This window comes from Telluria sp. ZT3P39, assembly GCF_059685935.1.
This window is the reverse complement of sequence record NZ_JCASIH010000021.1, coordinates 45,602-70,930: the sequence shown is the minus strand read 5'-3', so window position 1 is coordinate 70,930 and position 25,329 is coordinate 45,602. Positions and strand designations below refer to the sequence as shown.

20 protein-coding genes, 6 tRNA genes and 1 pseudogene are annotated in these 25,329 nt (G+C 65.3%); 12 read left to right on the top strand and 15 right to left on the bottom strand.

What is annotated here, in order from left to right; all coding sequences use genetic code 11:
- Positions 1-149 precede the first annotated feature (149 nt).
- Positions 150-2,285 carry a methionine--tRNA ligase gene (gene metG / locus AC56LR_RS17420; RefSeq protein ID WP_497132091.1) on the bottom strand — a complete coding sequence of 712 codons (2,136 nt, stop codon included), beginning with the start codon at positions 2,283-2,285 and terminating at the stop codon, positions 150-152.
- 147 nt (positions 2,286-2,432) lie between these two features.
- Here metG and apbC point away from each other — a divergent pair, with 147 nt between their 5' ends.
- Positions 2,433-3,521, top strand: a complete 1,089-nt coding sequence (gene apbC, locus AC56LR_RS17415) for an iron-sulfur cluster carrier protein ApbC (protein WP_497132089.1) — start codon at positions 2,433-2,435, stop codon at positions 3,519-3,521.
- Here apbC and AC56LR_RS17410 read toward each other — a convergent pair.
- Together AC56LR_RS17410 and AC56LR_RS17405 are read right to left on the bottom strand one after the other, a co-directional pair.
- Positions 3,518-4,153 (bottom strand): helix-turn-helix transcriptional regulator, encoded by a 636-nt coding sequence (locus AC56LR_RS17410; RefSeq protein WP_497132087.1) that lies wholly within the window; start codon positions 4,151-4,153, stop codon positions 3,518-3,520. The genes apbC and AC56LR_RS17410 overlap by 4 nt on opposite strands.
- Complete coding sequence (locus AC56LR_RS17405) at positions 4,150-5,358, bottom strand: MFS transporter (RefSeq protein ID WP_497132085.1); 1,209 nt, start codon at positions 5,356-5,358, stop codon at positions 4,150-4,152. The genes AC56LR_RS17410 and AC56LR_RS17405 overlap by 4 nt, the downstream gene beginning before the upstream one ends.
- Positions 5,359-5,581: 223 nt before the next feature.
- Here AC56LR_RS17405 and AC56LR_RS17400 point away from each other — a divergent pair, with 223 nt between their 5' ends.
- The 8 genes from AC56LR_RS17400 to AC56LR_RS17365 all read left to right on the top strand — a co-directional run bounded on the left by AC56LR_RS17400 (position 5,582) and on the right by AC56LR_RS17365 (position 11,717).
- Positions 5,582-8,113, top strand: a complete 2,532-nt coding sequence (locus AC56LR_RS17400) for a bifunctional diguanylate cyclase/phosphodiesterase (RefSeq protein ID WP_497132083.1) — start codon at positions 5,582-5,584, stop codon at positions 8,111-8,113.
- A 31-nt stretch (positions 8,114-8,144) separates the two neighbouring features.
- Complete coding sequence (locus AC56LR_RS17395; RefSeq protein WP_497132081.1) at positions 8,145-9,524, top strand: aminotransferase class I/II-fold pyridoxal phosphate-dependent enzyme; 1,380 nt, start codon at positions 8,145-8,147, stop codon at positions 9,522-9,524.
- Between the two features lie 113 nt (positions 9,525-9,637).
- Positions 9,638-11,029: a glutamate--tRNA ligase gene (gltX, locus tag AC56LR_RS17390; protein ID WP_497132079.1), complete on the top strand. Its 1,392-nt coding sequence runs from the start codon at positions 9,638-9,640 to the stop codon at positions 11,027-11,029.
- Positions 11,030-11,104: 75 nt separating this feature from the next.
- Positions 11,105-11,180 (top strand) — tRNA-Ala (locus AC56LR_RS17385).
- Positions 11,181-11,229: 49 nt separating this feature from the next.
- A tRNA-Glu gene (locus AC56LR_RS17380) sits at positions 11,230-11,305 on the top strand.
- A gap of 74 nt (positions 11,306-11,379) precedes the next feature.
- Positions 11,380-11,455 (top strand) — tRNA-Ala (locus tag AC56LR_RS17375).
- Between the two features lie 31 nt (positions 11,456-11,486).
- A tRNA-Glu gene (locus AC56LR_RS17370) sits at positions 11,487-11,562 on the top strand.
- A gap of 79 nt (positions 11,563-11,641) precedes the next feature.
- Positions 11,642-11,717 (top strand) — tRNA-Glu (locus AC56LR_RS17365).
- Between the two features lie 279 nt (positions 11,718-11,996).
- Here AC56LR_RS17365 and AC56LR_RS17360 read toward each other — a convergent pair.
- Genes AC56LR_RS17360 through AC56LR_RS17350 form a run of 3 tightly spaced genes read right to left on the bottom strand, consistent with a single transcriptional unit; the run spans position 11,997 to position 15,152 of the window.
- On the bottom strand, positions 11,997-13,940 hold the full coding sequence (locus AC56LR_RS17360) for a S8 family serine peptidase (RefSeq protein WP_497132077.1): 1,944 nt from the start codon (positions 13,938-13,940) through the stop codon (positions 11,997-11,999).
- 29 nt (positions 13,941-13,969) lie between these two features.
- A complete protein-coding gene (locus tag AC56LR_RS17355) occupies positions 13,970-14,251 on the bottom strand; it encodes a hypothetical protein (RefSeq protein ID WP_497132075.1) in 282 nt (93 codons plus the stop codon).
- A 58-nt stretch (positions 14,252-14,309) separates the two neighbouring features.
- Positions 14,310-15,152: a hypothetical protein gene (locus tag AC56LR_RS17350; protein WP_497132073.1), complete on the bottom strand. Its 843-nt coding sequence runs from the start codon at positions 15,150-15,152 to the stop codon at positions 14,310-14,312.
- A gap of 430 nt (positions 15,153-15,582) precedes the next feature.
- On the opposite strand from AC56LR_RS17350, the gene earP reads away from it, so the two are divergent.
- Together earP and AC56LR_RS17340 are read left to right on the top strand one after the other, a co-directional pair.
- Positions 15,583-16,773: an elongation factor P maturation arginine rhamnosyltransferase EarP gene (gene earP / locus AC56LR_RS17345; RefSeq protein WP_497132071.1), complete on the top strand. Its 1,191-nt coding sequence runs from the start codon at positions 15,583-15,585 to the stop codon at positions 16,771-16,773.
- Between the two features lie 109 nt (positions 16,774-16,882).
- Positions 16,883-17,458 (top strand): elongation factor P, encoded by a 576-nt coding sequence (locus tag AC56LR_RS17340; RefSeq protein WP_171081079.1) that lies wholly within the window; start codon positions 16,883-16,885, stop codon positions 17,456-17,458.
- A 96-nt stretch (positions 17,459-17,554) separates the two neighbouring features.
- On the opposite strand, the gene AC56LR_RS17335 is transcribed toward AC56LR_RS17340, so the two are convergent.
- Together AC56LR_RS17335 and AC56LR_RS17330 are read right to left on the bottom strand one after the other, a co-directional pair.
- The gene (locus AC56LR_RS17335) at positions 17,555-19,195 is read right to left on the bottom strand and encodes a chymotrypsin family serine protease (RefSeq protein ID WP_497132069.1); all 1,641 of its coding nucleotides are present in this window, start codon (positions 19,193-19,195) and stop codon (positions 17,555-17,557) included.
- Between the two features lie 213 nt (positions 19,196-19,408).
- Positions 19,409-19,642 carry a hypothetical protein gene (locus tag AC56LR_RS17330; protein ID WP_497132067.1) on the bottom strand — a complete coding sequence of 78 codons (234 nt, stop codon included), beginning with the start codon at positions 19,640-19,642 and terminating at the stop codon, positions 19,409-19,411.
- Positions 19,643-19,696: 54 nt separating this feature from the next.
- On the opposite strand from AC56LR_RS17330, the pseudogene AC56LR_RS17325 reads away from it, so the two are divergent.
- Positions 19,697-20,144, top strand: a pseudogene (locus AC56LR_RS17325) (IS5 family transposase); the annotation flags it as partial.
- A 47-nt stretch (positions 20,145-20,191) separates the two neighbouring features.
- Here AC56LR_RS17325 and AC56LR_RS17320 read toward each other — a convergent pair.
- The 7 genes from AC56LR_RS17320 to AC56LR_RS17290 all read right to left on the bottom strand — a co-directional run bounded on the left by AC56LR_RS17320 (position 20,192) and on the right by AC56LR_RS17290 (position 25,257).
- Positions 20,192-20,719: a TssQ family T6SS-associated lipoprotein gene (locus AC56LR_RS17320; RefSeq protein WP_497132065.1), complete on the bottom strand. Its 528-nt coding sequence runs from the start codon at positions 20,717-20,719 to the stop codon at positions 20,192-20,194.
- The gene (locus AC56LR_RS17315) at positions 20,716-21,843 is read right to left on the bottom strand and encodes a serine/threonine-protein kinase (RefSeq protein WP_497132063.1); all 1,128 of its coding nucleotides are present in this window, start codon (positions 21,841-21,843) and stop codon (positions 20,716-20,718) included. The genes AC56LR_RS17320 and AC56LR_RS17315 overlap by 4 nt, the downstream gene beginning before the upstream one ends.
- A gap of 175 nt (positions 21,844-22,018) precedes the next feature.
- On the bottom strand, positions 22,019-23,428 hold the full coding sequence (gene dbpA, locus AC56LR_RS17310) for an ATP-dependent RNA helicase DbpA (RefSeq protein ID WP_497132061.1): 1,410 nt from the start codon (positions 23,426-23,428) through the stop codon (positions 22,019-22,021).
- 40 nt (positions 23,429-23,468) lie between these two features.
- Positions 23,469-23,711 (bottom strand): hypothetical protein, encoded by a 243-nt coding sequence (locus AC56LR_RS17305; RefSeq protein ID WP_497132059.1) that lies wholly within the window; start codon positions 23,709-23,711, stop codon positions 23,469-23,471.
- A gap of 71 nt (positions 23,712-23,782) precedes the next feature.
- Positions 23,783-23,859 (bottom strand) — tRNA-Met (locus AC56LR_RS17300).
- 44 nt (positions 23,860-23,903) lie between these two features.
- Entirely contained in the window at positions 23,904-25,043 is a 1,140-nt protein-coding gene (locus AC56LR_RS17295; RefSeq protein ID WP_497132057.1) for a methyltransferase, read from the bottom strand.
- Positions 25,044-25,047: 4 nt separating this feature from the next.
- Positions 25,048-25,257, bottom strand: coding sequence for a hypothetical protein (locus tag AC56LR_RS17290; protein ID WP_497132055.1), 210 nt, complete (start codon positions 25,255-25,257; stop codon positions 25,048-25,050).
- Between the last annotated feature and the right edge of the window lie 72 nt (positions 25,258-25,329).

Genomic DNA, 25,329 nt, shown 5'->3' with positions numbered 1-25,329 from the left:
CTGAACATGTTGCAGGGTTTGAGTTTTAAGTTTGGCGACTTCGGGTATACGCCCGTAACCCACTCCCTGCAACCCTTTCAGCGATTTCCCTACAAATTATTCCGGACAGCAGTGGGCATGCGCCGGGACCCAGGTTCATGTGAAACCAGTCAGCGAATGCGCATGCCCGGCGTCGCGCCAGCCATCGGATCGAGCAGATACAGCCCCGGATTCGCTTTCTCGTCCGCGCTTGATGCACACAGCACCATGCCTTCGGACACGCCGAACTTCATCTTGCGCGGCGCCAGGTTGGCGACCATGACGGTCAGCTTGCCGACCAGCTCTTCCGGCTTGTAGGCCGACTTGATGCCGGAGAACACGTTGCGGTGGCGGCCTTCGCCCACGTCCAGGGTCAGGCGCAGCAGCTTGCCGGCGCCTTCGACGTGCTCGCAGTTGACGATGCGGGCCACGCGCAGGTCGACCTTCAGGAAATCGTCGATCGAGATTTCCGGGGCCAGCGGCTCGATGTCGCCGGCGGCAGCGGTTTCCATCACCGCGGCTTCGGCCGCCGCGGCAGCCGGGACCGGCGCGGCAACGGCAGCCGGCTTGTCGAACAGATTCTCGACCATCTTCGCATCCACGCGCTGCATCAGGTGGCTGTACGCGCCGATGGTGCGGCCCAGCATGCTTTCATACACGGCCGCGCCATGGGTGTCGCCCCAGGCCAGTTCGCCGTCGCCCAGGAATTCGGCGACGCGGTTTGCTACCTGCGGCAGCACCGGCGAGAGCATGATGGTCAGCTGGCGGAACAGGATCAGCGCGGTGGTGCAGACGTCGTGCAGCTCGGCCAGTTTGGTCTCGTCCTTGGCCAGCAGCCATGGCTTGTGCTCGTCCACGTACTGGTTGACGACGTCGGTGATCTCCATGATCTCGCGCAGCGCGCGGCCGTAGTCGCGCGCTTCGAAGGCGGCGGCAATATTCGCCTGGCGCTCGGCGCCGTCCTGCATCAGGGCCTTGCAGATCCATTCCTTGGCGGTGCCGGAGAGCGTATCGGCCAGCTTGCCGTCGAATTTCCTGGCGATGAAGCCGGCGCAGCGGCTGGCGATGTTGACGTACTTGCCGATCAGGTCGCTATTCACGCGGGCGACGAAATCTTCGCCGTTGAAGTCCAGGTCTTCGACCTTGGCATTGAGCTTGAAGGCCAGGTAATAGCGCAGCCATTCCGGGTTCATGCCCAGTTCCAGGTAGCGCAGCGGCGAAATGCCGGTGCCGCGCGACTTGGACATCTTTTCGTTGTTCACGGTCAGGTGGCCGTGCACGGCCACCTTCAGGCCCTCGATGATCGGGTGGCTAGAAAAGTTCAGCATCGCCGGCCAGAACAGCAGGTGGAAGGAGACGATGTCCTTGCCGATGAAGTGCACCTGCTCGGCTTGCGGATCGTTCAGGAAGGCCTCGAAGTCGAGCCCCTTTTTGTCGAAATAGTTCTTGAGCGAGGCCAGGTAGCCGACCGGCGCGTCCAGCCACACATAGAAGAACTTGCCCGGCGCATCGGGAATCGGGATGCCGAAATACGGCGCGTCACGGGAAATGTCCCAGTCGGCCAGCTTCTCGCCGGACTCGCCCAGCCATTCCGATACCTTGTTGACCATTTCCGGCTGCAGGCGGCCCGGGGTATTCAGCCATTCCTTGAGGAAGGCGAAGCAGCGCGGGTCGGACAGCTTGAAGAAATACTGCTCCGACGGTTTCAGCACCGGGGTCGAGCCGGTGAATACCGAGAACGGGTTGATCAGCTCGGTCGGCTGGTAGGCGGCGCCGCAGACTTCGCAGTTGTCGCCGTACTGGTCCTTGGCGTGGCAGGTCGGGCACTCGCCCTTGATGTTGCGGTCGGCCAGGAACATGCCCTTGACCGGGTCGTAGAAGCGGTCGACGGTCTTGGTGACGATCAGGCCGGCGTCGCGCAGCTTGCGGTAGATGCCCTGCGAGAGCTCGACGTTTTCCGGCGAATCGGTGGAATACCAGTTGTCGAAGGCGATGTGGAAGCCGTCCAGGTACTGGGCGCGGCCGGCGGCGATCTTGGCGACGAATTCCTGGGGCGTGATGCCTTCCTTTTCGGCGGCGATCATGATCGGGGTGCCGTGGGTATCGTCGGCGCAGACGAAGTGCACCTGGCGCTGTTGCCCATTGTCGCGCTGCATTCGCTGGAACCGGACCCAGATGTCGGCCTGGATGTATTCCATCATGTGGCCGATGTGGAAGGCAGCGTTAGCGTAGGGCAGGGCGGTGGTGACGAACAGCTTGCGGGTCATGGTCGAAGCGCTTTAGGTTTTAGGAAAAAAGCATTTTACCAGCGGATGGCCCTTGCCGCGCAGTGGGTATCGGGTGGTTTTGCCATTCCAGCAAGAGGGCGGCGTGCATTTTGCGCTACACTTCGGGCCATCACATTGGAGAAATACATGAGCATCACAGAGAACGACGTCAAGGCGGCATTATCGGCAGTGATCGACCCGAACACGGGGAAGGATTTCGTTTCTTCCAGGTCGGTCAAGAACATCAAGGTCGAAGGCAGCGACGTCGCCTTCGACGTGGAGCTGGGCTACCCGGCCGCCAGCCAGGTCGCATCGATCCGCGCCGGCGTCGTGGCAGCCGTCAAGGCGCTGCCCGGCGTGGGCAACGTGAGCGCCGGTGTCCATAGCAAGATCCTGTCGCACGCGGTCCAGCGCGGCCTGAAGGTCATGCCGAATGTGAAGAACATCATTGCGGTTGCCTCGGGCAAGGGCGGGGTCGGCAAGTCGACCACCGCGGTCAACCTGGCGCTGGCGCTTAGTGCCGAGGGCGCCAGCGTCGGCATCCTGGACGCGGACATCTACGGCCCTTCGCAGCCGATGATGCTCGGGATTAGCGGCCGGCCCGAAAGCACGGACGGCAAGACCATGGAGCCGCTGGAGAACCACGGCGTGCAGGTGTCCTCGATCGGCTTCATGATCGACCCGGACGAGCCGATGGTCTGGCGCGGCCCCATGGTCACCGGCGCGTTGCAGCAGCTGCTCGAGCAGACCAACTGGCGCGACCTCGATTACCTGATCGTCGACATGCCACCTGGCACCGGCGACATCCAGCTCACCCTTTCGCAGAAGGTGCCGGTCACCGGCGCCGTGATCGTCACCACGCCGCAGGACATCGCGCTGCTGGACGCGCGCAAGGGCCTCAAGATGTTCGAAAAGGTCGGCATCCCGATCATCGGCGTGGTCGAGAACATGAGCACCCATATCTGCTCGAACTGCGGCCATACCGAGGCGATCTTCGGCCAGGGCGGCGGCGAGAAGATGTGCCGCGACTTCGGCGTGGACTTCCTGGGCGCGCTGCCATTGACCTTGTCGATCCGCGAACAGACCGATGCCGGCCGCCCGACCGTGGTGGCCGATCCGGATGGCGCAGTGGCCGCGGTCTACAAGGAAATCGCGCGCAAGGTGGCCGTGAAAGTCGCCGAAAAGGCAAAGGACATGACCAGCAAGTTTCCGAGCATCGTCGTCAAGAACGATTAAGTTTCGTTAGCGCCCGCCGCTTCAATGCTGTAGGCGCAGCGCCGGGCGCCTTCCAGCTGGTGTTCGATGCGTTCGATGCGCACGCCCGGCCCCAGCACCCGCCGGAACACGTCGAGCTCGGAGCGGCAGAAATTCTGGCAGGCGCGCGCCGCCGCGCAGATCGGGCAGTGGTTCTCGACCAGCAGCACGCTGCCGTCTTCTTTTACTTCCGTTTCTGCCATATAGCCTTCCGCCTCGCGCAGCACGGCAAGGGTCGCGACCCGCTGGGCCAGCGGCGCCTGCGGGTCGATCGCCGCCCGGTAGGCCGCCTCAGCGGCCACTTCGCGCGCATCGATCATCTTGTCGATCGCCGCTTCCCCGAACAAGCTGCGCACCTGCCCAATCAGGTCGATCGTCAACGCCGCATGGCGGTCGGGAAAGCGCGCGTGTCCCAGGTCGGTCAGCTGCCACAGGCGTACCGGGCGGCCCACCTTGCCCGGGGTGTCGCGGTAGCTCACCAGCCCCTTCGCTTGCGCCGCTTCCAGCTGCTTGCGCACGGCCATCGAGGTCAGGCTCAAGATCGCCGCCAGGCCATGCGCGGTCTGCGGGCCGCGCGTCTTCAGCAGCATCAGCGTTTGTTCCGCGGTATTCATGCGAACTCCTCCATTGCCATGGTGGTGCGGCTCCAGCGCCGCATCGCGATGGACGCATAGCCGGCCAGGCAGGCGCCCGCGACCAGCACCAGGCGCACGTCGATCAGTGCCAGCAAGGCGCCGGCCAGCGCCATCACGATATTGGCCAGGCAAAAGGTGGTGGACAACAGGCCCATGACCGCGCCGTGGCCGTGATCGGCGAACTGGTCGGCGGCCCAGCCCTGCAGGGTCGCATTATAGAAAGCATGCGGCAGCCCGAACAGGACGATGGCGCCGATGCCGACGCCCAGGCTCCCGAGGCCCACGCACAGGATCGCCAGCGCCACGCCGGCTGCCTGGAGACTCGCGCGCCGGCGTGCATCCATGGCGCTGGCCCGCCCGGCAAACAGCGCGGCGCCCGTCATCACCCCGCACATGGCCATGTTGACCCAGGCGATGCCGGCGGCATCCATGCCGCCCAGTTTGACGAGCCAGAACGGGAAGAATTCATAGAAGGCGGCGACGCCGCAGGCATAGCTGAAGTGGACGGCGAACAGGCTGCGCAAATCTCGATGGCGCAGCAGGGTGAAGGCGTGATGGCGGGTGGCGAGGGTCCACCAGCTGTGCGAGGCGGCGCCGGCCGATTCGGTTCTCAAGGCCAGTGCCGCGAGCACGGCGCCCAGCAGCAGACCGCCGGCGGCGATATGGAAGGGCAGGGTGAGGCTGTAGCCGGCACTCAGCCCGGACAGCAGCGGCCCGGCCAGCCATCCGAGGTGGAAGGCGCCGTTCACCCACGACAGGGCGTGCTTGCGCAGCGCGCCGTCGAGGCGTTCGGCCAGCAGCGCGCGCAGGATGGCGCCATTGCCTTCCAACAGGCCGGTGAAGAAGCGGGCGCCGATCAGAAGCGGGTAGGACTGGATCAGGAGCGCATAGGCGGTCACCAGGTGCCCGGCCGCCGCGCCGAGAGAGGTGAGCAGCAGCATGCGGCGCCGGCCGAGGCTGTCGGACACGGGGCCGAGCACGGCGCTGCCCAGCAGCAGGCCGACCGGATTGATCATCAGCGCCAGGCCGAACAGCAGCGTGGGCGGCAGTCCGAGGAAGGCATTCAGGCCATTCGGGGCTCCGCCGGCGAACAGCGGCGGCAGCAGCGGATAGGCGACCGAGGCGCCGATCGTGGACAGCAGCGCAAGCAGGCAGGTGCTACCGATCAGCAAAGCATGTCGCATGAGGTCCCCTGTGTTGATATTCGGGCATGGTAAGCAGAAGGCCAGAATAAGTAAACTGAATTGTTTATTTATTTCCGGACAGCGGCGCCAGGACTGTGTTGGCGGCCAGCTTCCTCTCCCCTCCGGTCTCGGATGTTTTCCGCCAAGATCTGCTTCAAAATAAAGTTCCTCAATATTTCCATGCCTACACTCAATATTTAGAGCGTACCCGCATGGGAGTGCGATGAGCGAGAACAGCAGACCGCGGTGGCGCGGGCGTTACCTGGACGCCGCCCACCTGTTCGTACCGGACCAGTTGCGGCAGGAGGCGGCCGTGCTCGCGCGCGCCGAGAACGTCGTCAACGCGGCGCTGATGGCCGCCATCGCCGGGCCGGGCTATGCGCTGGCCTACTGGCTGCTCGGCCTGGAGCTGGCGGCCTTCGAGATCCTGGCCTGCTGCGCCATCATGCTGCTGGCGCCGCCGCTGCTGCGCGTCAGCGGCAGCATCGTGGCCGCGCGCGAACTGTTCCTGTGCGCGCTGTTCTTCAATTTCACCTGGCTGACCTGGCATCTGGGCGGCATTCACGCGCCCACCGCCAGCTGGCTGGTGACGGCGCCGGTGGTGGCCATGTTCCTCGGCGGCGTGGGGAGCAGCGTGTTCTGGCTGGCCATGAGCTGCGCCGCGGGCGGCGCGATCTGGGCGATGGGCGCCTTCGGCGTGGCGATGCCGGCCACGCCGCAGGTCGACATGCCGCTGCTGCACCTGGTCTGCGACATCGGGCTGTACGTGGTGGTGCTGGTGTTCGTGCTGCTGTTCGAGCTGACCAAGACCGAAGGTTTCGTCAAGCTGCAGCAGGCCCTGGCGACCATCAACGAGCTGGCCATCCGCGACGAGCTGACGGGCAGCCATAACCGCCGCTTCCTGCTGGGCCTGATCGAGCGCGAGAAGGAACGGAGCGACCGCAACGGCCGCCCGTTCTGCCTGTGCCTGTTCGACATCGACTTCTTCAAGCGCATCAACGACACCTATGGCCATGCGGCGGGCGACGTGGTGCTGCGCAGCTTCGCCAAGGCGGTGCAGGCCCAGATCCGCGGCACCGACGCCTTCGGGCGCTACGGCGGCGAGGAATTCCTGCTCATGCTGCCGGAGACGCCGGCGCCGGACGCGGTGGTGCTGGCCGAGCGCATCCGCAAGGCGATCGCCGCGCTGCGCTGTATCGACAACGGCAGCGAGATCACGCTGACGGTGTCGGCCGGGGTGGCCGAGTACCGGCTGGGCGAGGCGGCGGCCCAGGCCATCGCGCGCGCCGACGAGGCGCTGTACGTGGCCAAGTCGCTCGGGCGCGACCGGGTGCAGTGCCACGGGGACGACGAGCGCATGCCGGTGGTGGGGAGAAGCCAGGAGCCGGGCAATGCGCGCAGCACCGCGGCCGCCAACACGCCCCGCCTGCACGATGGGGCTCAGTGCGACCAGCTTACCGGCCTGCTCAACCGCAGCCTGCTGCGCGACCGCCTGCGCCACGCCATGACCCGCGCCAACCGCAACCGCCGCCTGATCGCGCTGCTGCTCCTGAATATCAACCGCTTCAAGGAGATCAACGACGAACTCGGCTACGAGGCCGGCGACGCGCTGCTGGCCCAGGCCGGCGCCGCCATCCGGCGCTGCCTGCGCGATTCCGACACCGTGGCGCGCTGGGGCGGGGACGAATTCATCGCTCTGGTGGAAGACCTGCATTTCGACTCCGATGCCCAGGTGGTGGCCGAGAAGATTCTGGACCGCTTCGGCATGCCGCTGCAGGTGGCGGGGCGCGACTGCTTCGTCACGCTGGCCGTCGGCGTGGCCCTGTTCCCGGCGGCCGACTGCGACCTCGATGCGCTGCTCAAGCGCGCCGACATCGCCATGCGCGGCGCCAAGGGCTGGGGCGAGAACAGCGTGCAGGTGTATTCGGGCGACACCGTGCAGCCCCAGAGCGAGCGGCTGGCGCTGAAGAACGGCCTGCGCGACGCGCTGGCCCAGGGCCAGCTGTTCCTGGAATACCAGCCGCAGTTCGACCTGGTCGATCGCCGCATCATCGGGGTCGAGGCGCTGCTGCGCTGGCAGCATCCGACCTACGGGCGCATCGACCCGGGCCGCTTCATCCCGCTGGCCGAGGAGACCGGCATGATCGTGCCGATCGGCGACTGGGCGCTGCGCACCGCCTGCCTGCAGAACCGGGCCTGGCACGCCGCCGGCCTGCCCGAGATCAAGACCGCGGTGAACCTGTCGGCGCGCCAGCTCAAGGAGCCCGGCCTGCCGGCGCGCGTGCTGGCGATCCTGGCGGAGACCGGCATGCCGGCCGGCTGCCTCGACCTGGAAATCACCGAAGGCATGCTGATCGAGGACCTGGCCGCCAACTGCGCGCTGATGAGCGGCCTGCGCCAGGCCGGGGTGATCGTCTCGATCGACGACTTCGGCACCGGCTATTCGAGCCTGAACTACCTGTCCGAGCTGCCCGTCGACATCCTCAAGATGGACGGTCTGTTCGTGCGCCGCCTGGGCGCCGGCGCGGGGCGCGGCCGTTCCTACGCGATTGCCGAAGCCATCGTCTCGATGGCGCACCGGCTGCGCCTGACTGTGATCGCCGAGTCGGTCGAGACGGCCGAGCAGCTGTCCGACCTGTGCGCCATGGGCTGCGACGCCGCCCAGGGTTACCTGTTCGCCCGTCCGCTGCCCCCTGGCGAAGTCGCGGCCCTGCTCGCGCAGCAGGTCGAGGCAGCGCCCCTCGTGCCCGCATGAAGCCATTTGCCATCAGATCCCGGAGGATGCCGTGCTGATTGACCCGATCCAAGATTCGATTCCTGCCTTGACCCCGCCCGACCCGGCGCATGACCTGTCCCTGCTGGCCGCCTCGGGCGCGCTCGGGGGCAGCGTCGCCCTGTACCGCCAGCCGCGCGGCCCCGACCTGCTGCGCCGTTCCGGCCCGCTCGACGATTGGTGCCTGCTGCGCATGCGCCACGGCGTCTGGCCCTACGCGCGCAAGCTCGAGGGCCCGCCCACGGCCATGGCCACGGTCGAAGGCGACGGCCTGGCGGCGGCGCGCGGCATCAATTTCGCGTCGCAGGATTATTTGTCGCTGGCCTCGCACCCGGCGGTCCAGGACGCGGCCATGCGCGCGCTCGCCGAGTGCGGGCCGCACAGCGCCGGTTCGGCGATCTTGCTGGGGAACAGCCGCTACACGGGAGAGCTCGAAACGAAGCTGGGCGAGCTGCTGCACTGCGAGCACGTGGTGCTGTTCCCGACCGGCTGGGGCGCGGCCTTCGGCGCCATCACGGCCCTGGTGCACGGCGCCGACCACGTGGTGATCGACGCCCTGGCGCACGCTTCGCTGCGCCAGGGGGCGGCGGCGGCCACCCGCAATGTCGCGGCTTTCCGCCACCTCGACTGCGACCATGTGCGCGAGCTGCTGGCCGGTATCCGCGCCGTCGATACCAATGGCGCCATCCTGGTGGTGACCGAGGGCCTGTTCAGCATGGATGCCGACAGTCCCGACCTGCCGCTGATGCAATACCTGTGCCGCGAATACGGCGCCACGCTGCTGGTGGACGTGGCCCACGACCTCGGCGCGACGGGGCCGGGCGGCGGCGGGACGATCGCCGCCCAGGGCATGCTGGGGAGAATCGACCTCGTGATGGGCGCCTTCTCCAAGACCTTCGCCTCGAATGGCGGCTTCGTCGCCTGCAACCAGCAGAGCGTGCGGCGCCAGCTGCAGCTGTTCGCGGGCACCCACATGTTCTCGAACGCCCTGTCGCCGGTGCAGGCGGCCACGGTGCTCGAATGCCTGCGCATCGCCGGCAGCGCGGAAGGCGACGGCCTGCGCGCGGACGTGCTGCGCAATGCCGTGGAGCTGCGCGCGCTGCTGGCCGACGAAGGGATCAAGTGTATTGGCGATCCGTCGCCGATCGTCCCGGTGTGGACCGGCCTCGAGTCGGCCACGCGCATCGCCGGCATGCTGCTGGCGCGCGAGCAGGTCTTCGTCAACCCGATGGAATTCCCCGGCGTGCCGCTGGGCGCGGCGCGCCTGCGACTGCAGCTGATGGCCCGGCATACGCCCGGCCAGATCCGGCGCGCAGCGCGGCTGCTGGTGTCGGCGGTGCAGCGCGCCGGCGCCGCGCCGCGGCCGGTGCTGCGGCAAACAACGCCGGCCTGAAGGCCAGGGCAGGGCGGCGACCGGAAGAAAAGGGCGCGCACCAGGAGCGGAGCATGGGGCGCCCAGGTGACGGCGGGGTAAAATAGCTTCTTTACCTTTTAAGCATCTTCGCCATGACCGTCCGCACCCGCTTTGCTCCCAGCCCGACCGGCTACCTCCACCTTGGCGGCGCCCGCACCGCGCTGTATTCCTGGGCCTTTGCCCGCCACTTCGGCGGCACCTTCATCCTGCGCATCGAGGATACCGACCTGGAACGCTCGACCCCGGAAGCCGTGCAGGCGATCCTTGACGGCATGCAGTGGCTCGGCCTGGCGCACGACGAAGGCCCGTTCTACCAGATGCAGCGCATGGACCGCTACCGCGAGGTCGTCAAGACCATGCTGGAAGAGGGCACGGCCTACCTGTGCTACTGCTCGCCCGACGAGGTCGAAGCGATGCGCGAGCGCATGCGCGCCGCGGGCGACAAGCCGCGCTACGACGGCACCTGGCGCCCGGAGCCGGGCAAGACTTTGCCGGCCGTGCCGGAAGGCGTCAAGCCGGTGGTGCGCTTCAAGAATCCGGAGGGTGGCGAAGTGACCTGGGTCGACGTGGTCAAGGGCAGCATCACCATCGCCAACAAGGAACTCGACGACCTCGTCATCGCGCGCCCGGACGGCACCCCGACCTATAACTTCTGCGTCGCGGTGGACGACTGGGACATGAAGATCACCCACGTGCTGCGCGGCGACGACCACGTCAACAACACGCCGCGCCAGATCAACATCCTGCGCGCGCTCGGCGCCGAGCTGCCGCAGTACGGCCACCTGCCGATGATCCTGGGCGCCGACGGCCAGAAGCTCTCGAAGCGCCACGGCGCGGTCAGCGTGATGGAATACCCGGCCCAGGGCTATCTGCCGGAGGCGATGCTGAACTACCTGGCGCGCCTGGGCTGGAGCCACGGCGACGACGAGATTTTCTCGATGGAGCAGTTCACTGAATGGTTCAACCTGGAGCACCTGACCGCCTCGGCTGCCCAGTTCAACCCGGAGAAGCTGGCCTGGCTGAACAACCACTACATCAAGCAGGCCGACAACGAACGCCTGGCTAGCCTGGTCCGCCCTGTGCTCGAGGTAGAGGGTGCGCGCTTCGACGGCGCCCCGGCGCTGCCGGGCGTGCTGGCGCTGGTGAAGGACCGCGTCCACACCATCAACGAGCTGGCCGATGCGGCGATGCTGTTCTACCGCGAACCGAAGCCGGATGCGGCCCTGCTGGCCCAGCACCTGCTTGACGCGGTGCGCCCGGCATTGGGGGCATTCGCCGAGCGCTGCAAGGACGTCGAGTGGAACAAGGCGGCCTTGGGCGCCATGCTCAAGGAAGTGCTGGGCGCGCACGGCCTGAAGATGCCGCAGATCGCCATGCCGCTGCGCCTGATCGTGACCGGCCAGCTGCAGACCCCGGCCATCGATGCGGTGCTGGAGCTGTTCGGGCGCGATGCCGTCCTGGCGCGCGTGGCGAAGGTTTTGTAAGTCCGGCCTCGACTGCAAAATCGGTATTTGCGTAATGCAAGAACCCCCGCTATAATGCTCGCACTTCAGCACTGCGGGGGTATAGCTCAGCTGGGAGAGCGCTTGCATGGCATGCAAGAGGTCAGCGGTTCGATCCCGCTTACCTCCACCACTTCTGAAGTGTAGTGAGCAGTAAAGTAGTCGTAGTTTGGTAGTTCCAGGTCCCCATCGTCTAGAGGCCTAGGACATCACCCTTTCACGGTGAGTACCGGGGTTCGAATCCCCGTGGGGACGCCAGGATTCTGGCAGCGTGCAACCAGCGGCACGCCTTGGTAGAAGTAGATGCAGTGTGTTAGAATGTTGTTCCCTTGGGGGGTATAGCTCAGCTGGGAGAGCGCTTGCATGGCATGCAAGAGGTCAGCGGTTCGATCCCGCTTACCTCCACCAAGTTGCAGAATAAAGTAGTCGGCAGTCCAGGGTCCCCATCGTCTAGAGGCCTAGGACATCACCCTTTCACGGTGAGTACCGGGGTTCGAATCCCCGTGGGGACGCCAAGAATTTGGCAGGTAGCCAGCGCAGAAGCACGGCGCGGCACGCAGGAAATCGTAGTAAAAGCAGCAAGCACAGTTTTAGGTCCCCATCGTCTAGAGGCCTAGGACATCACCCTTTCACGGTGAGTACCGGGGTTCGAATCCCCGTGGGGACGCCAGTTAAGACCGGAGCAGACCAACGTGCATGCGCGTATAGGTGCTCCGGTTTTTCATTTGCGCGGCCAGTTTGCGCCGCAGGCAATTCTTCCATCTTCCTCCATCTGATTTGCGCGTCGCGCAAGATCGTCCAGTTTTTCGTGCGGTGCGCAATGCAATTTCGGCCTTCGCCATGAGAACGGTCGTCACTCGTACAGGTTGGGCCGGTTTCCCGCCCAACCTACGGTTCTCACTCATCGACTGAAATTGGGTAGAACCGGGACCTGGCCCGGCCAGCTCTGTCACCAGCCCATCGGCCGAATCCCTCCCAACGGCATGCCGAACGGGAAGCCCGCCATCCCGGCCGCCTGCTGGGCGGCGAAACCCGCTTGGTAGTTGGCGCTGTCTCCCATTGCGCCCGCCAGGATTCCGGGCACCATGCCGTAGCCCGGCACCTGCCAGTTGCCGACCTGCTGGCCCGCGCCCGGCGACAGGCCGAGCGCCACCAGCGCATCGGGCATGCCGTAGCCGATCCGCGACGGGTCGGAAAGCGTCAGCGGCCGTGCGCTGAGCCGCAGGATCTGGAACAGGCGCTCGACCCGCTCGGGCGAACGGGCGCGCAACATCTGGAAGTCGGCCCGGTGCGCCAGCACCAGCGCCGCCAGTCCGGCGATGTGGGGCGCCGCCATCGAGGTGCCGTCCCATGCGGCGAAATTATTCGGCGGCACCGACGAGACGATGGCCACGCCCGGCCCGCACACGTCCACCTGCGGCCCGAAGCAGCTGAAGCGCGCGGTGAAGAAGCCTTGCGCGTCGATGTCGGTGCCGACCGTCTCGGCATGGTAGCTGTCGGGCGGGAATTCATCGATCTTGCCGATCGCGCCCACGGCCAGCACGTGGGGCGAGGCGGCCGGATATTGCACCGGTCCGCTGGAATTGCCCGAGGCCGCGATGCAGGCCACCCCGGCCTGCTTGGCGCGCACGATCTGGCGCTCCAGCGCCTCGGACGGGGCGCCGCCGCCCAGGCTCAGGTTGACGACGTCGATCTGGTTTTCGATGCAATACTCGAGCGCGTCGATCAGTTGGCTGATCTGGCCGCCCGGGAACAGCTTGCACACGTGGATTTCGGCATCGGGCGCGAAGCCGCGGATGCCCCAGGCCGGGTCGCTGGCGGCGATCACGCCGGCGCAGTGCGAGCCGTGGCCCAGCGTATCGGAGTTCCAGGTGTTGCGGCTGGTCGCCTTGTTGATGACGTCGAAGCCGGCCCGGATGCGGGTGAGGTTGCCGTGGGTGGTGGCGGCGCCCGAATCGATCACGGCAATCTTGATGCCCATGCCGCCGTATTGCGGGGGCACCATGTCCAGGCGCATGGCGCGCGCACCCCAGCCGAGCGTGCTCTGGCGCGGCAGGTTCTGCAGGGCCGGCCAGTCGGCCAGCGCGCGCAGCACCACGACATTGGCTTCGTCCAGGCTGAGGTCGGGGTCGCGCTGGTAGAAGCTCCAGTAGTCGGCGCGCGGCTTGACGTACAGGCCGCTGATGGTGTGCGGGTCGTCGCCATACAAGCGCAGGCGCGCCGTGCCGTCCGCCCCGCTGGTTCCCGAGCTCGGCAGCACTCCGCCGAACAGCGAGACTTCGGCGTCCAGCAGCGGCGCGCCGTCTTTGCCGAGCACGACGACGATAATTTCGGCCGTCGGCCCGCTGTAGGGTGTGAGCGAGGTGACGAGGTCGGGACGCTGCAGCATCGGGTCGAGCAGTTGCAGGTGCTGGTCGCGCTCGACCAGCAGCCGGCCCTGGCCGCGCATCTGCAGCTCGCCCGCTTTCTGGTCGGTCATGCGCGCCACCAGCACGCCTTCGGTCGCACCGGTCGCGCCGGCCGCGCCCAGGCCGGCCATGGCGATGCCGGCCGAGCGCGCGCCGCTTTGCACGCCGACGGTATCGACGATGTCGATGTCGCCCAGGCCCTGCAGCGCCTGCTGGACCGAGGACAGGCTGAGGGCCGGCTCGACGGCCGCCGGCCCCAGCGCGCGGGCGAGCGAACCGAGCGCCATGGGCGCGAATCCCCCGGCGCCGGGCAGTGCGCGCGGCGCGACCAGGTATTTTTTCTTGCGTTCGCCCACGGCGCGGCCGCTGGTGGCGTCGCGGGGGCGGGAGGGGGCTGCGGCGTCGGCGCCGGAACGGGTATCGGTGGCGCCGTCAGGCGGCTGCCCTGGCTGCTCGCCTGCTCCGCCTTGGGGAGTTTTTGGCATGGTGTTTCCTTTTGACCGGTAAGGACCCGCTAGTCGAACAGCGACAGCGGCTGGTCCGGTTCGATCGTTAACTGGTTATGGGTGTGTTGCCGGAGCTGCTCGGCAGTGTCGGGGTCGGTCTCGACCACGGCGGTATGCGGCGGCCCGGCGCTCGGTCCGATCGTGTCGATCAGGCGGATAGCGGGATTGGCGCCGAGGCTGTCGATGAACGTGGTGAGCGCGCTGTTGTCGGCAGCGGCGCGCACGATGTAGCGGCCGGATGCACGGCCGGATGCGCCGCCAGGCAGCGGTCCGCTGGTGGAACTCGGCATGGGCAACTCCTCGGTAATACGCCCCCCGAACGGGAGGCGCCACGGGTGAAGAAGCGGATTAATGCAGGGTCTGCTGTGCCCCGAGCTGGGCCTGCTGCGCGTAGGCCGTCCATGGATCAGCCGAGAACGGCAGCATGCCGCCCAGCTGGCCCGCCATGCCGCCGATGGTATTGCCCAGTTGCTGGTTGCCCAGCTGGCCGCCGATGAAGCCGCCGACAGGCTGGGCGACGCGCTTGATCACATTGCCGAACCAGCCTTGCGGCGCGATCTGGCCCTGCTGCTGTTCGGCTGCCAGCTGCTGCTGCAGGATGGCTTGCTGTTGCTGGACCTGCTGCAGGATTTGCTGCAATTGCTGCTGCTGGACCTGCAGTTGCTGCAGTTGCTGGACGATTGGATGCTGGGCCTGCTGGGCGCCCTGTGGGTCGGCGCCGAAGGGCAGCAGTCCGCCCAGGCCCGACAGGCCCGCGCCGATCGCATTGCCCAAGGTGGAATTGCCGGTCAGGTTGGCGATCAGGCCGCCGGCCGGCTTGCCATACTGGCTGAACAGGTTGCCCACGAAGCCCTGCGGCGCCAGCTGCTGTTGCTGCTGTTGCTGCTGTTGCTGTTGCTGCTGCAGTTGCTGTAGCTGCTGCAATTGCTGCAGTTGTTGCAGCTGCTGGAGCTGTTGCAGCTGCTGCGGCTGGCCGCCATAGGCTGCGCTGGCCGGGTCGGCGCCGAAGGGCAGCAGGCCGCCGCCCAGGCCGCCCGCCATTTCGCCGATGCGGCCGCCCAGGTTCGAGCTGCCGAAGAGGCCGCCGATGCCTTTGCCGATGATCCCACCCAGCGGTGCACCGAACATCCCGCCCAGGAAACCCTGGGGAGCCAGTTGTTGACCGAGGCCGTACTGTTGATATTCATTCATGTTGATCTCCTTCGTGTGGTTGCGGCCGCCGATACCGGTACGGCATCCGGCTGCCGAGGCGCCTGATGCCGGCGCCCTTACGCACCGGCGGGGGGCGGCTGCTGACATGGCATCCGCGCACTGGAAAGGGCAGCGTGCGAATGGAGGGCAGGGGGCCGGTTTTTCGCGGCCGGGCTCCCTGCAGGTAGGCGTTGGACTAGGCCACCATGGTGAAGTTTGGGCTTGGGCCGGCTCATATCCGTCCATCACGCCCCGGCTTGTGATGGCGCAAAAGACCTGCGCTTCACGGTTGCAAATGCACCGGAAAGTCCTACCGTTTGGCCGGGGCGAGGAGAGCTTCTCGCCTGAGCCCGGCAAGCTTCCCGGCAGAAAAAGTCGCAGATGAAATCGGTTAAAATAGGGCGCTTCGCCGCGTCCACCGCCTTCCCGCATGAGCCTGCCTGTATCACCCACCCATCCGCATTCCCCGTCCACGCTGGCGATCTTCTGCAAGGTCGTCGATAATTTCGGCGACATCGGCATCTGCTGGCGCCTGGCGCGCCAGTTGTGGCGCGAGCATGGCGTGCAAGTGACGCTGTGGGTCGACGACCTGCGCAGCTTTCACCGCATCTGCCCGACCGTCGACGTCGAGGCCGGCGAGCAGGAGGTGGCGGGCGTACTGGTGCGCCACTGGGCCGGGCAGGACGGGAGCTTCACCCCGGGCGAGGTGGCCGACATCGTGATCGAATTCTTCGCCGTCGACCTGCCACCCGGCTATATCGCGGCGATGGCGCAGCGCAGTCCGCGCCCGGTATGGTTCAACCTGGAGGGCTTGACGGCCGAAGAATGGGTGGAAGGCTGCCACCGCCTGCCGTCGATGCACCCGCGCCTGAAGCTGACCAAGCATTTCTTCTTCCCCGGCTTTACCGCGAAGACCGGCGGCCTGCTGCACGAAGCCGGACTCGACGAAGCACGGGCAGCCTTCCAGGCCGATGTCGAGGCCGTGGCAAACTTCCTTGCGGGCTTCGGCGTCACCAGGGACGAGCTCGATGCCCTGAAGGTGACGCTGTTCTGCTATCCGCATGCACCGGTGGCCGGGCTGCTCCAGGCCTGGGCGTCGGGGGACGAGCCGGTTACTTGCCTGGTGCCGGAAGGCGTGGCGGTCGAGGCGGTCGGCGCTTTTCTGGGCGCCACGCCGCGCGCCGGCAGCCATGCGACGCGGGGAAGGCTGACGCTGCGCGTGCTGCCCTTCGTGCCCCAGGAAGACTACGACCGCCTGCTGTGGGCTTGCGACCTGAACTTCGTGCGCGGGGAGGATTCCTTCGTGCGCGCGCAATGGGCCGACCGGCCTTTCGTCTGGCACATCTATCCGCAGGATGAGGACTTGCACCACAAGAAGCTGCGCGCCTTCCTGGGACGCTATGCCGGGCCCGGCGCGCTCGACGCGTTTGCGCTCGGCTGGAATGGCGCGGCCGCGATCGGGTCGATGCCGGCCGCATGGCAGGATCTGCACGCGGCGCTGCCGCAGCTTGCCGTTCGTGCAGGAGAATGGCGCCGCCAGGTGCTGGCGCATGGCGATTTGACGACTAACCTGCTTGAATTTGCCCGCTCACTGAGGTTGGACGGGGAAATTCCGGTATAATGCGCGGTTAGTCTGGAACGAAATACACATGATCAAACGTAGGCCCTTAGCTGCTTCGCTCCTTGGCCATCGCTGATTTAATGCAACTTACTTTTTACGCAAAACTACTATGAAACCCGCTAAAGAAATTCGTGTTGGCAACATCATTATGGTCGAGGACAAGCCGTTCATCGTGCTGCGTTCGGACGTGAACGGTTCGAGCCGCACGGGCTTCACGTACAAGTGGAAGATGAAGAATCTCCTGACCAATGCGCCACTGGAAAACGTGTTCCGCGGCGACGACAAGTTCGACGTGGTCGTGCTGGACAAGAAGCCGGTGACCTATTCGTACTTCGCCGACCCGCTGTACGTCTTCATGGACGCCGATTACGAACAGTTCGAAATCGAAGAAGAGAACCTGGGCGATGCACTGCACTACCTGAAAGACGGTATGGAATGCGAAGCCGTGTTCTATGACGGCAAGGCCATCTCGGTCGAACTGCCGACCACCATCGCGCGCCAGGTCATCTACTCGGAGCCGGCAGTCAAGGGCAACACTTCGGGCAACGTCCTGAAGGAAGCCAAGATCGAGAACGCCATCGAAGCCCACCAGCACATCGTCATGGTGCCGCTGTTCGTGAGCCAGGATGACGTCATCGAGATCGACACCCGCACCAACGAATACAAGCGCGTCGTCCGCAACTAAGCGAACGGCCTTGTAGAAAAAACGCTGCCTTCGAGCAGCGTTTTTTTTCGCCTGCAGATCGCGTCGCGCCAGCAAGCCGCAGGCAGGCGCCGTCCGTTATTGGTAGCCATAGTAAAAGTTCTGTTGAAGCCCAGTGGGGGGCCAGATGAACGGGGACGTGCCTTGGGGCGCCGTGCCCATGTAGCAGCTTCCGTTTGTAGCGTCGAGAATGCCGATGGGGCACGGCGGACCCGAAGACGCCGCCTTAATGTAATATTTCCTCGTGGTCAAAACTACAAAGGGCATTGAGCCGATCGGTGCATTCCTCACAAAACAGTTGCGGCTATCGAAACTCGGTTGGACTTGCGTGCCGTCCCACCAGCTCACAGTCCATGCGCAGAGCTGGGTATCAAGCAACCCCAGATCCGCCTGGACGCTCGTGATGGGGCTGAACAAAAATGCCTTAAAAGCATAGCTAGGGGATGGGTCTTGCGGATACTGGTTAGAGGTCTGCCCCCCCCAAAGGACTCCATACAGTTCAACCTCCTGTGTGCCAAGATTGCTGACCCGAAAAACGGGTGAGCCGCTATCGCCGTAATTCACTATCCCATTACTTAGGTTCCCAACTGCATACTGACATCGTAGGACACTATTGGACCCCCATAATCCGGAATAATCTACGCAAGTGCTCATGATATTCCCATTCGTCCATCCCAGTGTTCTGCCCACCTTGTTTAACTGGAGGCCGGACAGATATGGCTGAGAAGACGGCCTGGTAAACGCAAACCTCCCCGGACCCATATTCCAGCCCGACCCTGTAACATGGTCGACGGTTAGAATGGGGGTTGCAGATACAGTTGTAATGCCATTTGTTTTTGCAATCATCCCAAAGTCCCAAGGGGTAGGAAGAATGTTGCGATCGTATTGGATGAAGGCACTGTCACTCCATCTGCATACAGAACCCACAGGGAAAGGTGGGGAGCACGGAGAGCCTGGTATATCCACCATTTCAGTACCAATCGACGGCGGATAACCAGTTGTTGGTTGAAAGAAGGTTCCTCCGTCGACGGCCCAAGTGACATTCGTACAATGTGAATTCGTAACAAAGCCCCTTACGAGAGATCTAAAGGCATTGAAACCCAAAGTACAGGAACCACCAGTATTTTTGCCGACCTGGTTGCCGCCTTGTTTTGGGAAAAACTGGTTCTGAAGCGTGTGCGTCGTAAGCACGACACTGGTCACTTCGATTTTGGCTGCGTTGGGTGGGATACCGATTCCACGGAGCGTATCTCGAACCTGTCCCATATCTTGGTGCCGGCTTACGCCGATTGCCAATTTGTTGTCTGCCTCATCGATATCAGTCCATATAACGCCGGGAATTTTCAAAACAGCCCCCACCATTTTAATGTACCATTCTCTGAGTTGCGAGAATCCATACCGGCTTCTCTTCGGCTCAATCCCGCCCCTCGGTATGGTGTCAGGACCAAAGACTTTTACTATGGCTGTTTTAACAGCCGCCACCTTGCCTGGGCTGACAGTGGTGAGGTAGACCTGAAGCCTTGACCCTTCGCTACTGAGAAACATCCCGCCGAACTCTGGGACTTGTTGCGCTACAGCAGCGAACTGATCATCAAGCGTTTGGGGTTGGGGATGGTCAGATACAGGCTGAGCACGTGTTGTCCCTAAGAAAAGAGTAACAAGTAGCATAGAACATACTGCCAAAATACGGAAAAACAGTTTTGTAAGCTTCATTTCCATGATCTTTCTCCTTAGTCTGTTTTGTGATGTATTTTCTGGGCTAACTACCAACCTGCACGGCCTACATCCACCGCGTTAATGGCTACCAACCCCACGCATTCCCACAGAAGACTTCGCAGCCGAGGCATTACACAAAGACGATGCTCGTTGGCCCAACGTTTGAGTTGAGCCGCAGACGCCGGCTTGCCGGTGGCTGTCGGCTCGAACGAAGGGTTAGATTGCTGGCTGTTCGCTGAGTTGCAACTTACGCATACCCAGTACCTCACCCACATCCCGGATGCGTTGTCGATTCACTAGCTCAACCGCTCTCAGTTTCTTTTCGAGTTCAGCGGCCGTTTCGGCATTGAGCGCCTTGAGAGAAGCGAGTTCGACTTCAAGCCTCGCGGCTTGGATGCTTTTCTGGTCGAGTTCTTGCTCGAAGCTCTCGATCTGGCCGACCGCGGTCAAGAGAGCCAGGGTGTGTCTGACTGAACGAAGCGAGAAAGGGAAGGTCAGATGGCGATGAGCCGAACTCACCTAACCGAAAAGCAGTGGCGTCAGTTGGCGCCACATCTGCCGCCCAGTCCGCACCATCGCCATGCTTATGTCGAGCATCGGCATGTGATCAATGGGATTTTGTGGCGTTTGAGAACCGGTGCGCCCTGGCGCGACATTCCACCCCGTTACGTGCCTTGGCAGACCTGTTATGACCGGTTCGTCCGGTGGTCACGCAATGGCAGCGCCTGCTCAAGATCATGCAGGCGGCGGCCGATGAAGCCGGGCTGATCGATTGGGATGGTGCCGCGTTCGATGCCACTCATGTCAAGGCACACCGCGGTGCTTCCGGGGCACGGAAGAAGTTGCCGTCAGCAGAAAAAGGGGGGGCATAACGCAGATCGGGCCGGTACTCGACGCCGTCTGCGTGCCCCATCCAGGCCGAGGGCGCCCACGCAAACGTCCATCTGTGATCGTGGCAACAATTATGTTATGGCTCCTCTGAACTAAGTCAGACACACCCTAGCGGCCCGCGCCCTGTTTCGCCTTGGTAAACACCGGTCCCCACAGCGGGTGGCCATGTTCGCCCGGGGCGAGGTCGAACGAGGGATCGATGCGCAAGGCGCGCTCGAAGGCCTGGCGGCAGGGCACCGGCCGGGCGGTGACGCAATAGCTGAAGGCGGTGTATTTCAGGGCGCTGACACGGTTGCGTACCGAGCCGCCATTCATGTCGCCCGAATTCAGCCGTTTGATGGCGGCGTTGTATTCGCCATCGTGGTACAGCGCGATTCCTTCGCGCAGCGCATTGTCGTCGCGGTCGGGCGCCGGCTTTTCCGCGCGCGCGGCGGGACGCTCGGGACGTTCGTTACGGTCCGTGCGGTCGGCACGGTCGCTGCGGGCGCGCGAACGTTCGTCCACGCGCGGACGGGAGCGCCCGGAATCGGGTCCACCCATCAACGCATTCAGGTCCGCGCAGCCGCCCAGGGCCAGCAGGGCGAGCAGGGCGCAGGCGCGCAGGCTGTGTGGTTGCAATCGGGCGCGGGTAGTCACTCGGTATCCTCCTCGGTAAAGTCCAGTTCGATGACCGACGCGCCGCCCTTGACCGCGTTCACCGTCACGATGCGCTCGGGGAAGCTGGGGTTGGCGATGCGGATGGTGTGCTGGCCCGGCGGCAGGGTGAGCCGCTTGAGCGGCGGGCTCACGCCGAGCTTGGCGCCGTTGACGTCGATCGTGGCCCAAGGCTTGATGAGGAGTTTGTAGGTGGCGCCGGCGCCGGCCGCGGCCTGGGCCTGGCGCGACGCCTGGGCATCGGCCGCGGCAATGGCGGGCGTTGGCGGGATGGTTGGCTGCGCCTGTCCAGGCGCCAGCGCCAGGGGCGGCGGTGCATCAGGCAGGAGAGCGGGCGCGGACGCAGGCGGCGCCGGGGTGGCTGCCACCGCGGCCGGGGCAGGCTGGGCCGGCGCTTCGTCGGCCGGCAAGGCCAGCGTGACCGTATCGCGCGAATCGGCCCCGTGCAGCAAGGCCAGCAGGGCGCCCAGCGCGCCGAGCAGCACGGTGGCTGCGGCGACCAGCATCAGCCAGCGCTGCAGGCGCCCGCGCTCGGCGGCCGGCGCCGGCTCTTTCAGGAAAGCGGGTTCTGGCTCGGCGGCGGCAGGCGCGGCTTGGGCAGAAGCCGCCTGGAAGGCCTCGAAGGACTGCGCCGGCACGGCCGGGCCGAGCGGAACGATGCCGAGCAGGTTGCGTAATTGTTCGATGTTCTGGGGGCGCGCTTGCGGATCCGGCGCCAGGCAGCGGTCCACGGCCGCGAGGAAGCTGTCGCTATAGCCGCCCGGCGCACGGCCCAGCAGCGGGGCCGCCGGCGGATTTTCGCGGGTGATGGCGTAGTGGACGACGGCGGCGAGATCGTGCATGTCGCCGGCTTCGGTCCACGGCGCGCCGGACTCCGGCCCCGGCAGCAGCATCGGGTCGCCGGAATCGAGGATCAGCACGGTGTCGGGACTGATGGGGCGGTGCGGCATCTGCATCGCGTACTGCAGTTCGACCGACTGCAGGATCTGGCGGAACACGCGCCGGCACCAGACCTCGCCCACGAGTTCCTGGTTGAACTCGACGACCTCGCGCACGGTGCGTCCGTCGGCCTGCTGTTGCTTGGTTACTGGTGTGCTCGTCATCATGGCGTGGGACCGTGCCGTGACGCGGAAGGAATCTGTGTCCTGGCTCGGTATTTGTATTTTGACAAATCATGCCAGATTTGCCCCGCAGGGGTGGCGCTGCTGAGCCAACCGTGCGGAGCTGTTACATCTCTGTTACAACTCGGCCAAGTGCGCGGCCGGGCCGCGCGGGCAGGGCTCAGACCTCGAGGAAGCGCATCTTGAAATAGCGGCCCTTGATGCCGCCGAATTCCGGGCTCGGCGCGCCGCGGTCGTTGAGTTTCGCGATGGCGGCATGCGCGGCATGGCGGTCGAGCGCGACATAGCTGTTGAACTCGGTGACATTGATCTTGCCGACCTGTTCCTTGGTCAAGCCGGCGTCGCCGGTGAGGGCGCCGAGGATGTCGCCCGGGCGCAGCTTGGCCTTCTTGCCTCCGGAAATGCACAGCGTGACCATCGGCGCCGGCGCAGCCGCTTCCTGGTGCTCGCCGAGGTCCTCGAGCTTGTGCCAGTCGACCTTGATGTCCTGGTATTCCTCGACCAGGCGCACCCATTTCTTTTCGTTCGGCGCAGCCAGGGTCAGGGCCAGGCCGGTCTCGCCGGCGCGGCCGGTGCGGCCGATGCGGTGCACGTGCACTTCCGGGTCTTTCGAGACGTCGGCATTGATCACGACGTCGAGGTTGGCGATGTCCAGGCCGCGCGCGGCGACGTCGGTTGCCACCAGCACCGAGCAGCTGCGGTTGGCGAACAGCACCAGGATCTCGTCGCGCTCCTGCTGTTCCAGCTCGCCGTACAGCGCCAGCGCGGAAAAGCCCTGGGCGCGCAGGGTCTCGGCCAGCTCGCGGCAATGGATCTTGGTATTGCAGAAGGCCAGGGTCGACACCGGCTGGTAATGCTTGAGCAGCTTGGCGACGGCTTCGTCGCGGCCCTCGAAGCCGACCTCGAAGAAGCGCTGTTCGATCTGGGTCGCGCTGTGCTGGCTTTCGACGGCCACTTCGAGCGGCTCGTTCAGGAATTTCGCGGTGGCGTAGCGGATGTCGTCCGGATAGGTGGCCGAGAACAGCAGGGTCTGGCGGCGCTGCGGGCAGGCGCTGACGATGCCGGCGATCTCGTCGTAGAAGCCCATGTCGGTCATGCGGTCGGCTTCGTCCAGCACCAGGGTTTGCACCTTGGACAGGTCGAGCGTGGCGCGCCCCAGGTGGTCGCGGATGCGGCCCGGCGTGCCGACCACGATGTGGGCGCCGTGCTCGAGCGAAGCGATCTGCGGGCGCATGGCGACGCCGCCGGTCAGGGTCAGGATCTTGACGTTGCCGACGCCGCGCGCGAGGCGGCGCAGTTCGTTGGCCACCTGGTCGGCCAGTTCGCGCGTCGGGCACATCACCAGTCCCTGGATGGCGAACCAGGCGGGATTGAGCTTGTGCAGCAGGCCGATGCCGAAAGCGGCGGTCTTGCCGCTGCCGGTCTTGGCCTGGGCAATCAGGTCGCGCCCTTCGAGCACCGACGGCAGGCAGGCGGCCTGGATCGGCGTCATCTCGTGGTAAGCCAGGGTGGCGAGGTTGTCGAGGAAGCGCGGCGCGAGCGGCAGCGAGGTAAACGATTGGGTTTGCATGGTAGTCCGAGGATTGGCCAAAGGGAGACCGATGTGCGGACTACCGGGGTGCCGGCGCCCATACCGGCAAGCCGGTCAGGTCTAGGTTGTCGTCACGGCGCCAGGCAGGCAGGCCGGAGGTGTCGGTTTCTTCCAGCAGGCCGAGCAGATCCAGTTGTTCCTGTTTCAGGGAGACGCGGCGGGCCCTGGGAGTGGCGCGCTGTGCTTCGACAACGGGTGCGGGCGGGTCGACCGGCTCGAAGCCGGGCAAATCGATCGTCGCGTTGTCTTTCTTGTCTCTCATCGGCTCGTGCTGCTTTTTGCTGCCGCAGAAAACAAAAGCCCGGCTGCAGGAGTCGGGCTTTTGTACGATATTGGTTGCGGGGACAGGATTTGAACCTGTGACCTTCGGGTTATGAGCCCGACGAGCTGCCAGACTGCTCCACCCCGCAGCGCTATTGTACTGCTTCGCGCCGCGGGATGCAAATGAAGTTGCTTACGCGGCGCGCAGGCGCCACAAGGAGGTCACTTCCTGCGAACGCGCCGCATGCAGCGGGTCATCCGCATCCATCGCTTTCGCATGTGTCGGACGCACGTCGTGGCGTGCCTCGACGACCAGACCGGCGGCGTCGATCCAGCCGGTGAGCTGTTCGCGCGTGCGCAGGCCGAGATGCTCGGCGAAGTCCGAGAGAATCAGCCAGCCTTCGCCGCCCGGCGCAAGATGCGCTTTCAGGCCGTTCAGGAAACCGCGCAGCATGCGGCTGTCCGGATCGTAGATCGCATACTCGATCGCGGAACTCGGTTTGCCGGGCAGCCAGGGCGGATTGCACACGACCAGGTCAGCCTGGCCGTCGGGGAACAGGTCGGCCTGGATGATCTCGACCTGGCTGCCGAGTCCCAGGCGCGCAATGTTCTCGCGTGCGCATCCAAGCGCCCGCGCATCCATATCGGTTGCAATCACGCGCCGCAGGCCGCGCCGCGCCAGCACGCCGGATAACACGCCGGTACCGGCGCCGATATCGAAGGCGAGCCTGGCGCCTTGCGGCAGCGGCGCCTGCGCCACCAGCTCGACATACTCGCCGCGCACCGGGGAAAACACGCCGTACCAGGGGTGAATGCGGTCGTCGAGCGCCGCAATCGGTACGCCCTTGCTGCGCCACTCATGCGCGCCGATCAGGCCGAGCAGCTCGCGCAGCGACACCACGAAGGGCTCGGTCGCGGCGCCGTAGGCCTCGGTGCAGGCCTGGCGCACGTCGGGCGCGCGGCGCAGCGGGATCGTGTAGTCGGCCTCGAACGGGATCAGGAGCATCGCCAGCGTGCGGGCGCGCTGCAGCTGCGCCAGGCGATGGCGGTGGAAGCTTTCCAGCAGCGTCGGTGCGGCCTTGGTGGCCTTGGCGCGTTTGGTGCGCGCGCCTTTATGATCGATGCGGCGCGCCAGCGCCTGCACCAGCTGGCGCGCATTCTGGAAGTCGCCGCGCCAGAGCAGGGCGGTGCCGTCGAGCGCGAGGCGCCAGGCCGCGTCGGCCGTCATCGTGTCGTCGGCGATGACGACTTTCTTCGGCGCCGGCCAGCCGCTTTCCGAGCGCCACAGCGCCGACCGCGGCTCGCCGTTTTCCACCCATTCGATGCGCTTCATCGGATTAATGGTGATGATGCCAGTTACCGTCGCTCGACTCGACGAAGGACTTCACCGCATCCGGATTGCCGGTCGCATGGCGCTTGGCTTCGCCGCAGCCGCAGATGCCCTGGTAAGGCTGGATATGCGAACAGGCCGAAACCTTTTGCAGGTAAACGGTGACGGGCTTGGCGCACTTGGCGCATTTGAAAGTGAGTGTGCGGGCGGGCTTCATGGTGGGCTTGGTGGTGGTCGCAAAGGACGCCATTGTACAACGGGGCGGAACGTGGATTTGGCGGCTGCCGCC

Excerpts from the sequence above, each read along its gene's own strand:
- metG (WP_497132091.1), bottom strand. The coding sequence starts at position 2,285 with ATGACCCGCAAGCTGTTCGTCACCACCGCCCTGCCCTACGCTAACGCT.
- apbC (WP_497132089.1), top strand. The coding sequence starts at position 2,433 with ATGAGCATCACAGAGAACGACGTCAAGGCGGCATTATCGGCAGTGATC.
- AC56LR_RS17410 (WP_497132087.1), bottom strand. The coding sequence starts at position 4,153 with ATGAATACCGCGGAACAAACGCTGATGCTGCTGAAGACGCGCGGCCCG.
- AC56LR_RS17405 (WP_497132085.1), bottom strand. The coding sequence starts at position 5,358 with ATGCGACATGCTTTGCTGATCGGTAGCACCTGCCTGCTTGCGCTGCTG.
- AC56LR_RS17400 (WP_497132083.1), top strand. The coding sequence starts at position 5,582 with ATGAGCGAGAACAGCAGACCGCGGTGGCGCGGGCGTTACCTGGACGCC.
- gltX (WP_497132079.1), top strand. The coding sequence starts at position 9,638 with ATGACCGTCCGCACCCGCTTTGCTCCCAGCCCGACCGGCTACCTCCAC.
- AC56LR_RS17360 (WP_497132077.1), bottom strand. The coding sequence starts at position 13,940 with ATGCCAAAAACTCCCCAAGGCGGAGCAGGCGAGCAGCCAGGGCAGCCG.
- AC56LR_RS17355 (WP_497132075.1), bottom strand. The coding sequence starts at position 14,251 with ATGCCGAGTTCCACCAGCGGACCGCTGCCTGGCGGCGCATCCGGCCGT.
- AC56LR_RS17350 (WP_497132073.1), bottom strand. The coding sequence starts at position 15,152 with ATGAATGAATATCAACAGTACGGCCTCGGTCAACAACTGGCTCCCCAG.
- earP (WP_497132071.1), top strand. The coding sequence starts at position 15,583 with ATGAGCCTGCCTGTATCACCCACCCATCCGCATTCCCCGTCCACGCTG.
- AC56LR_RS17340 (WP_171081079.1), top strand. The coding sequence starts at position 16,883 with ATGAAACCCGCTAAAGAAATTCGTGTTGGCAACATCATTATGGTCGAG.
- AC56LR_RS17335 (WP_497132069.1), bottom strand. The coding sequence starts at position 19,195 with ATGGAAATGAAGCTTACAAAACTGTTTTTCCGTATTTTGGCAGTATGT.
- AC56LR_RS17315 (WP_497132063.1), bottom strand. The coding sequence starts at position 21,843 with ATGATGACGAGCACACCAGTAACCAAGCAACAGCAGGCCGACGGACGC.
- dbpA (WP_497132061.1), bottom strand. The coding sequence starts at position 23,428 with ATGCAAACCCAATCGTTTACCTCGCTGCCGCTCGCGCCGCGCTTCCTC.
- AC56LR_RS17305 (WP_497132059.1), bottom strand. The coding sequence starts at position 23,711 with ATGAGAGACAAGAAAGACAACGCGACGATCGATTTGCCCGGCTTCGAG.
- AC56LR_RS17295 (WP_497132057.1), bottom strand. The coding sequence starts at position 25,043 with ATGAAGCGCATCGAATGGGTGGAAAACGGCGAGCCGCGGTCGGCGCTG.
- AC56LR_RS17290 (WP_497132055.1), bottom strand. The coding sequence starts at position 25,257 with ATGAAGCCCGCCCGCACACTCACTTTCAAATGCGCCAAGTGCGCCAAG.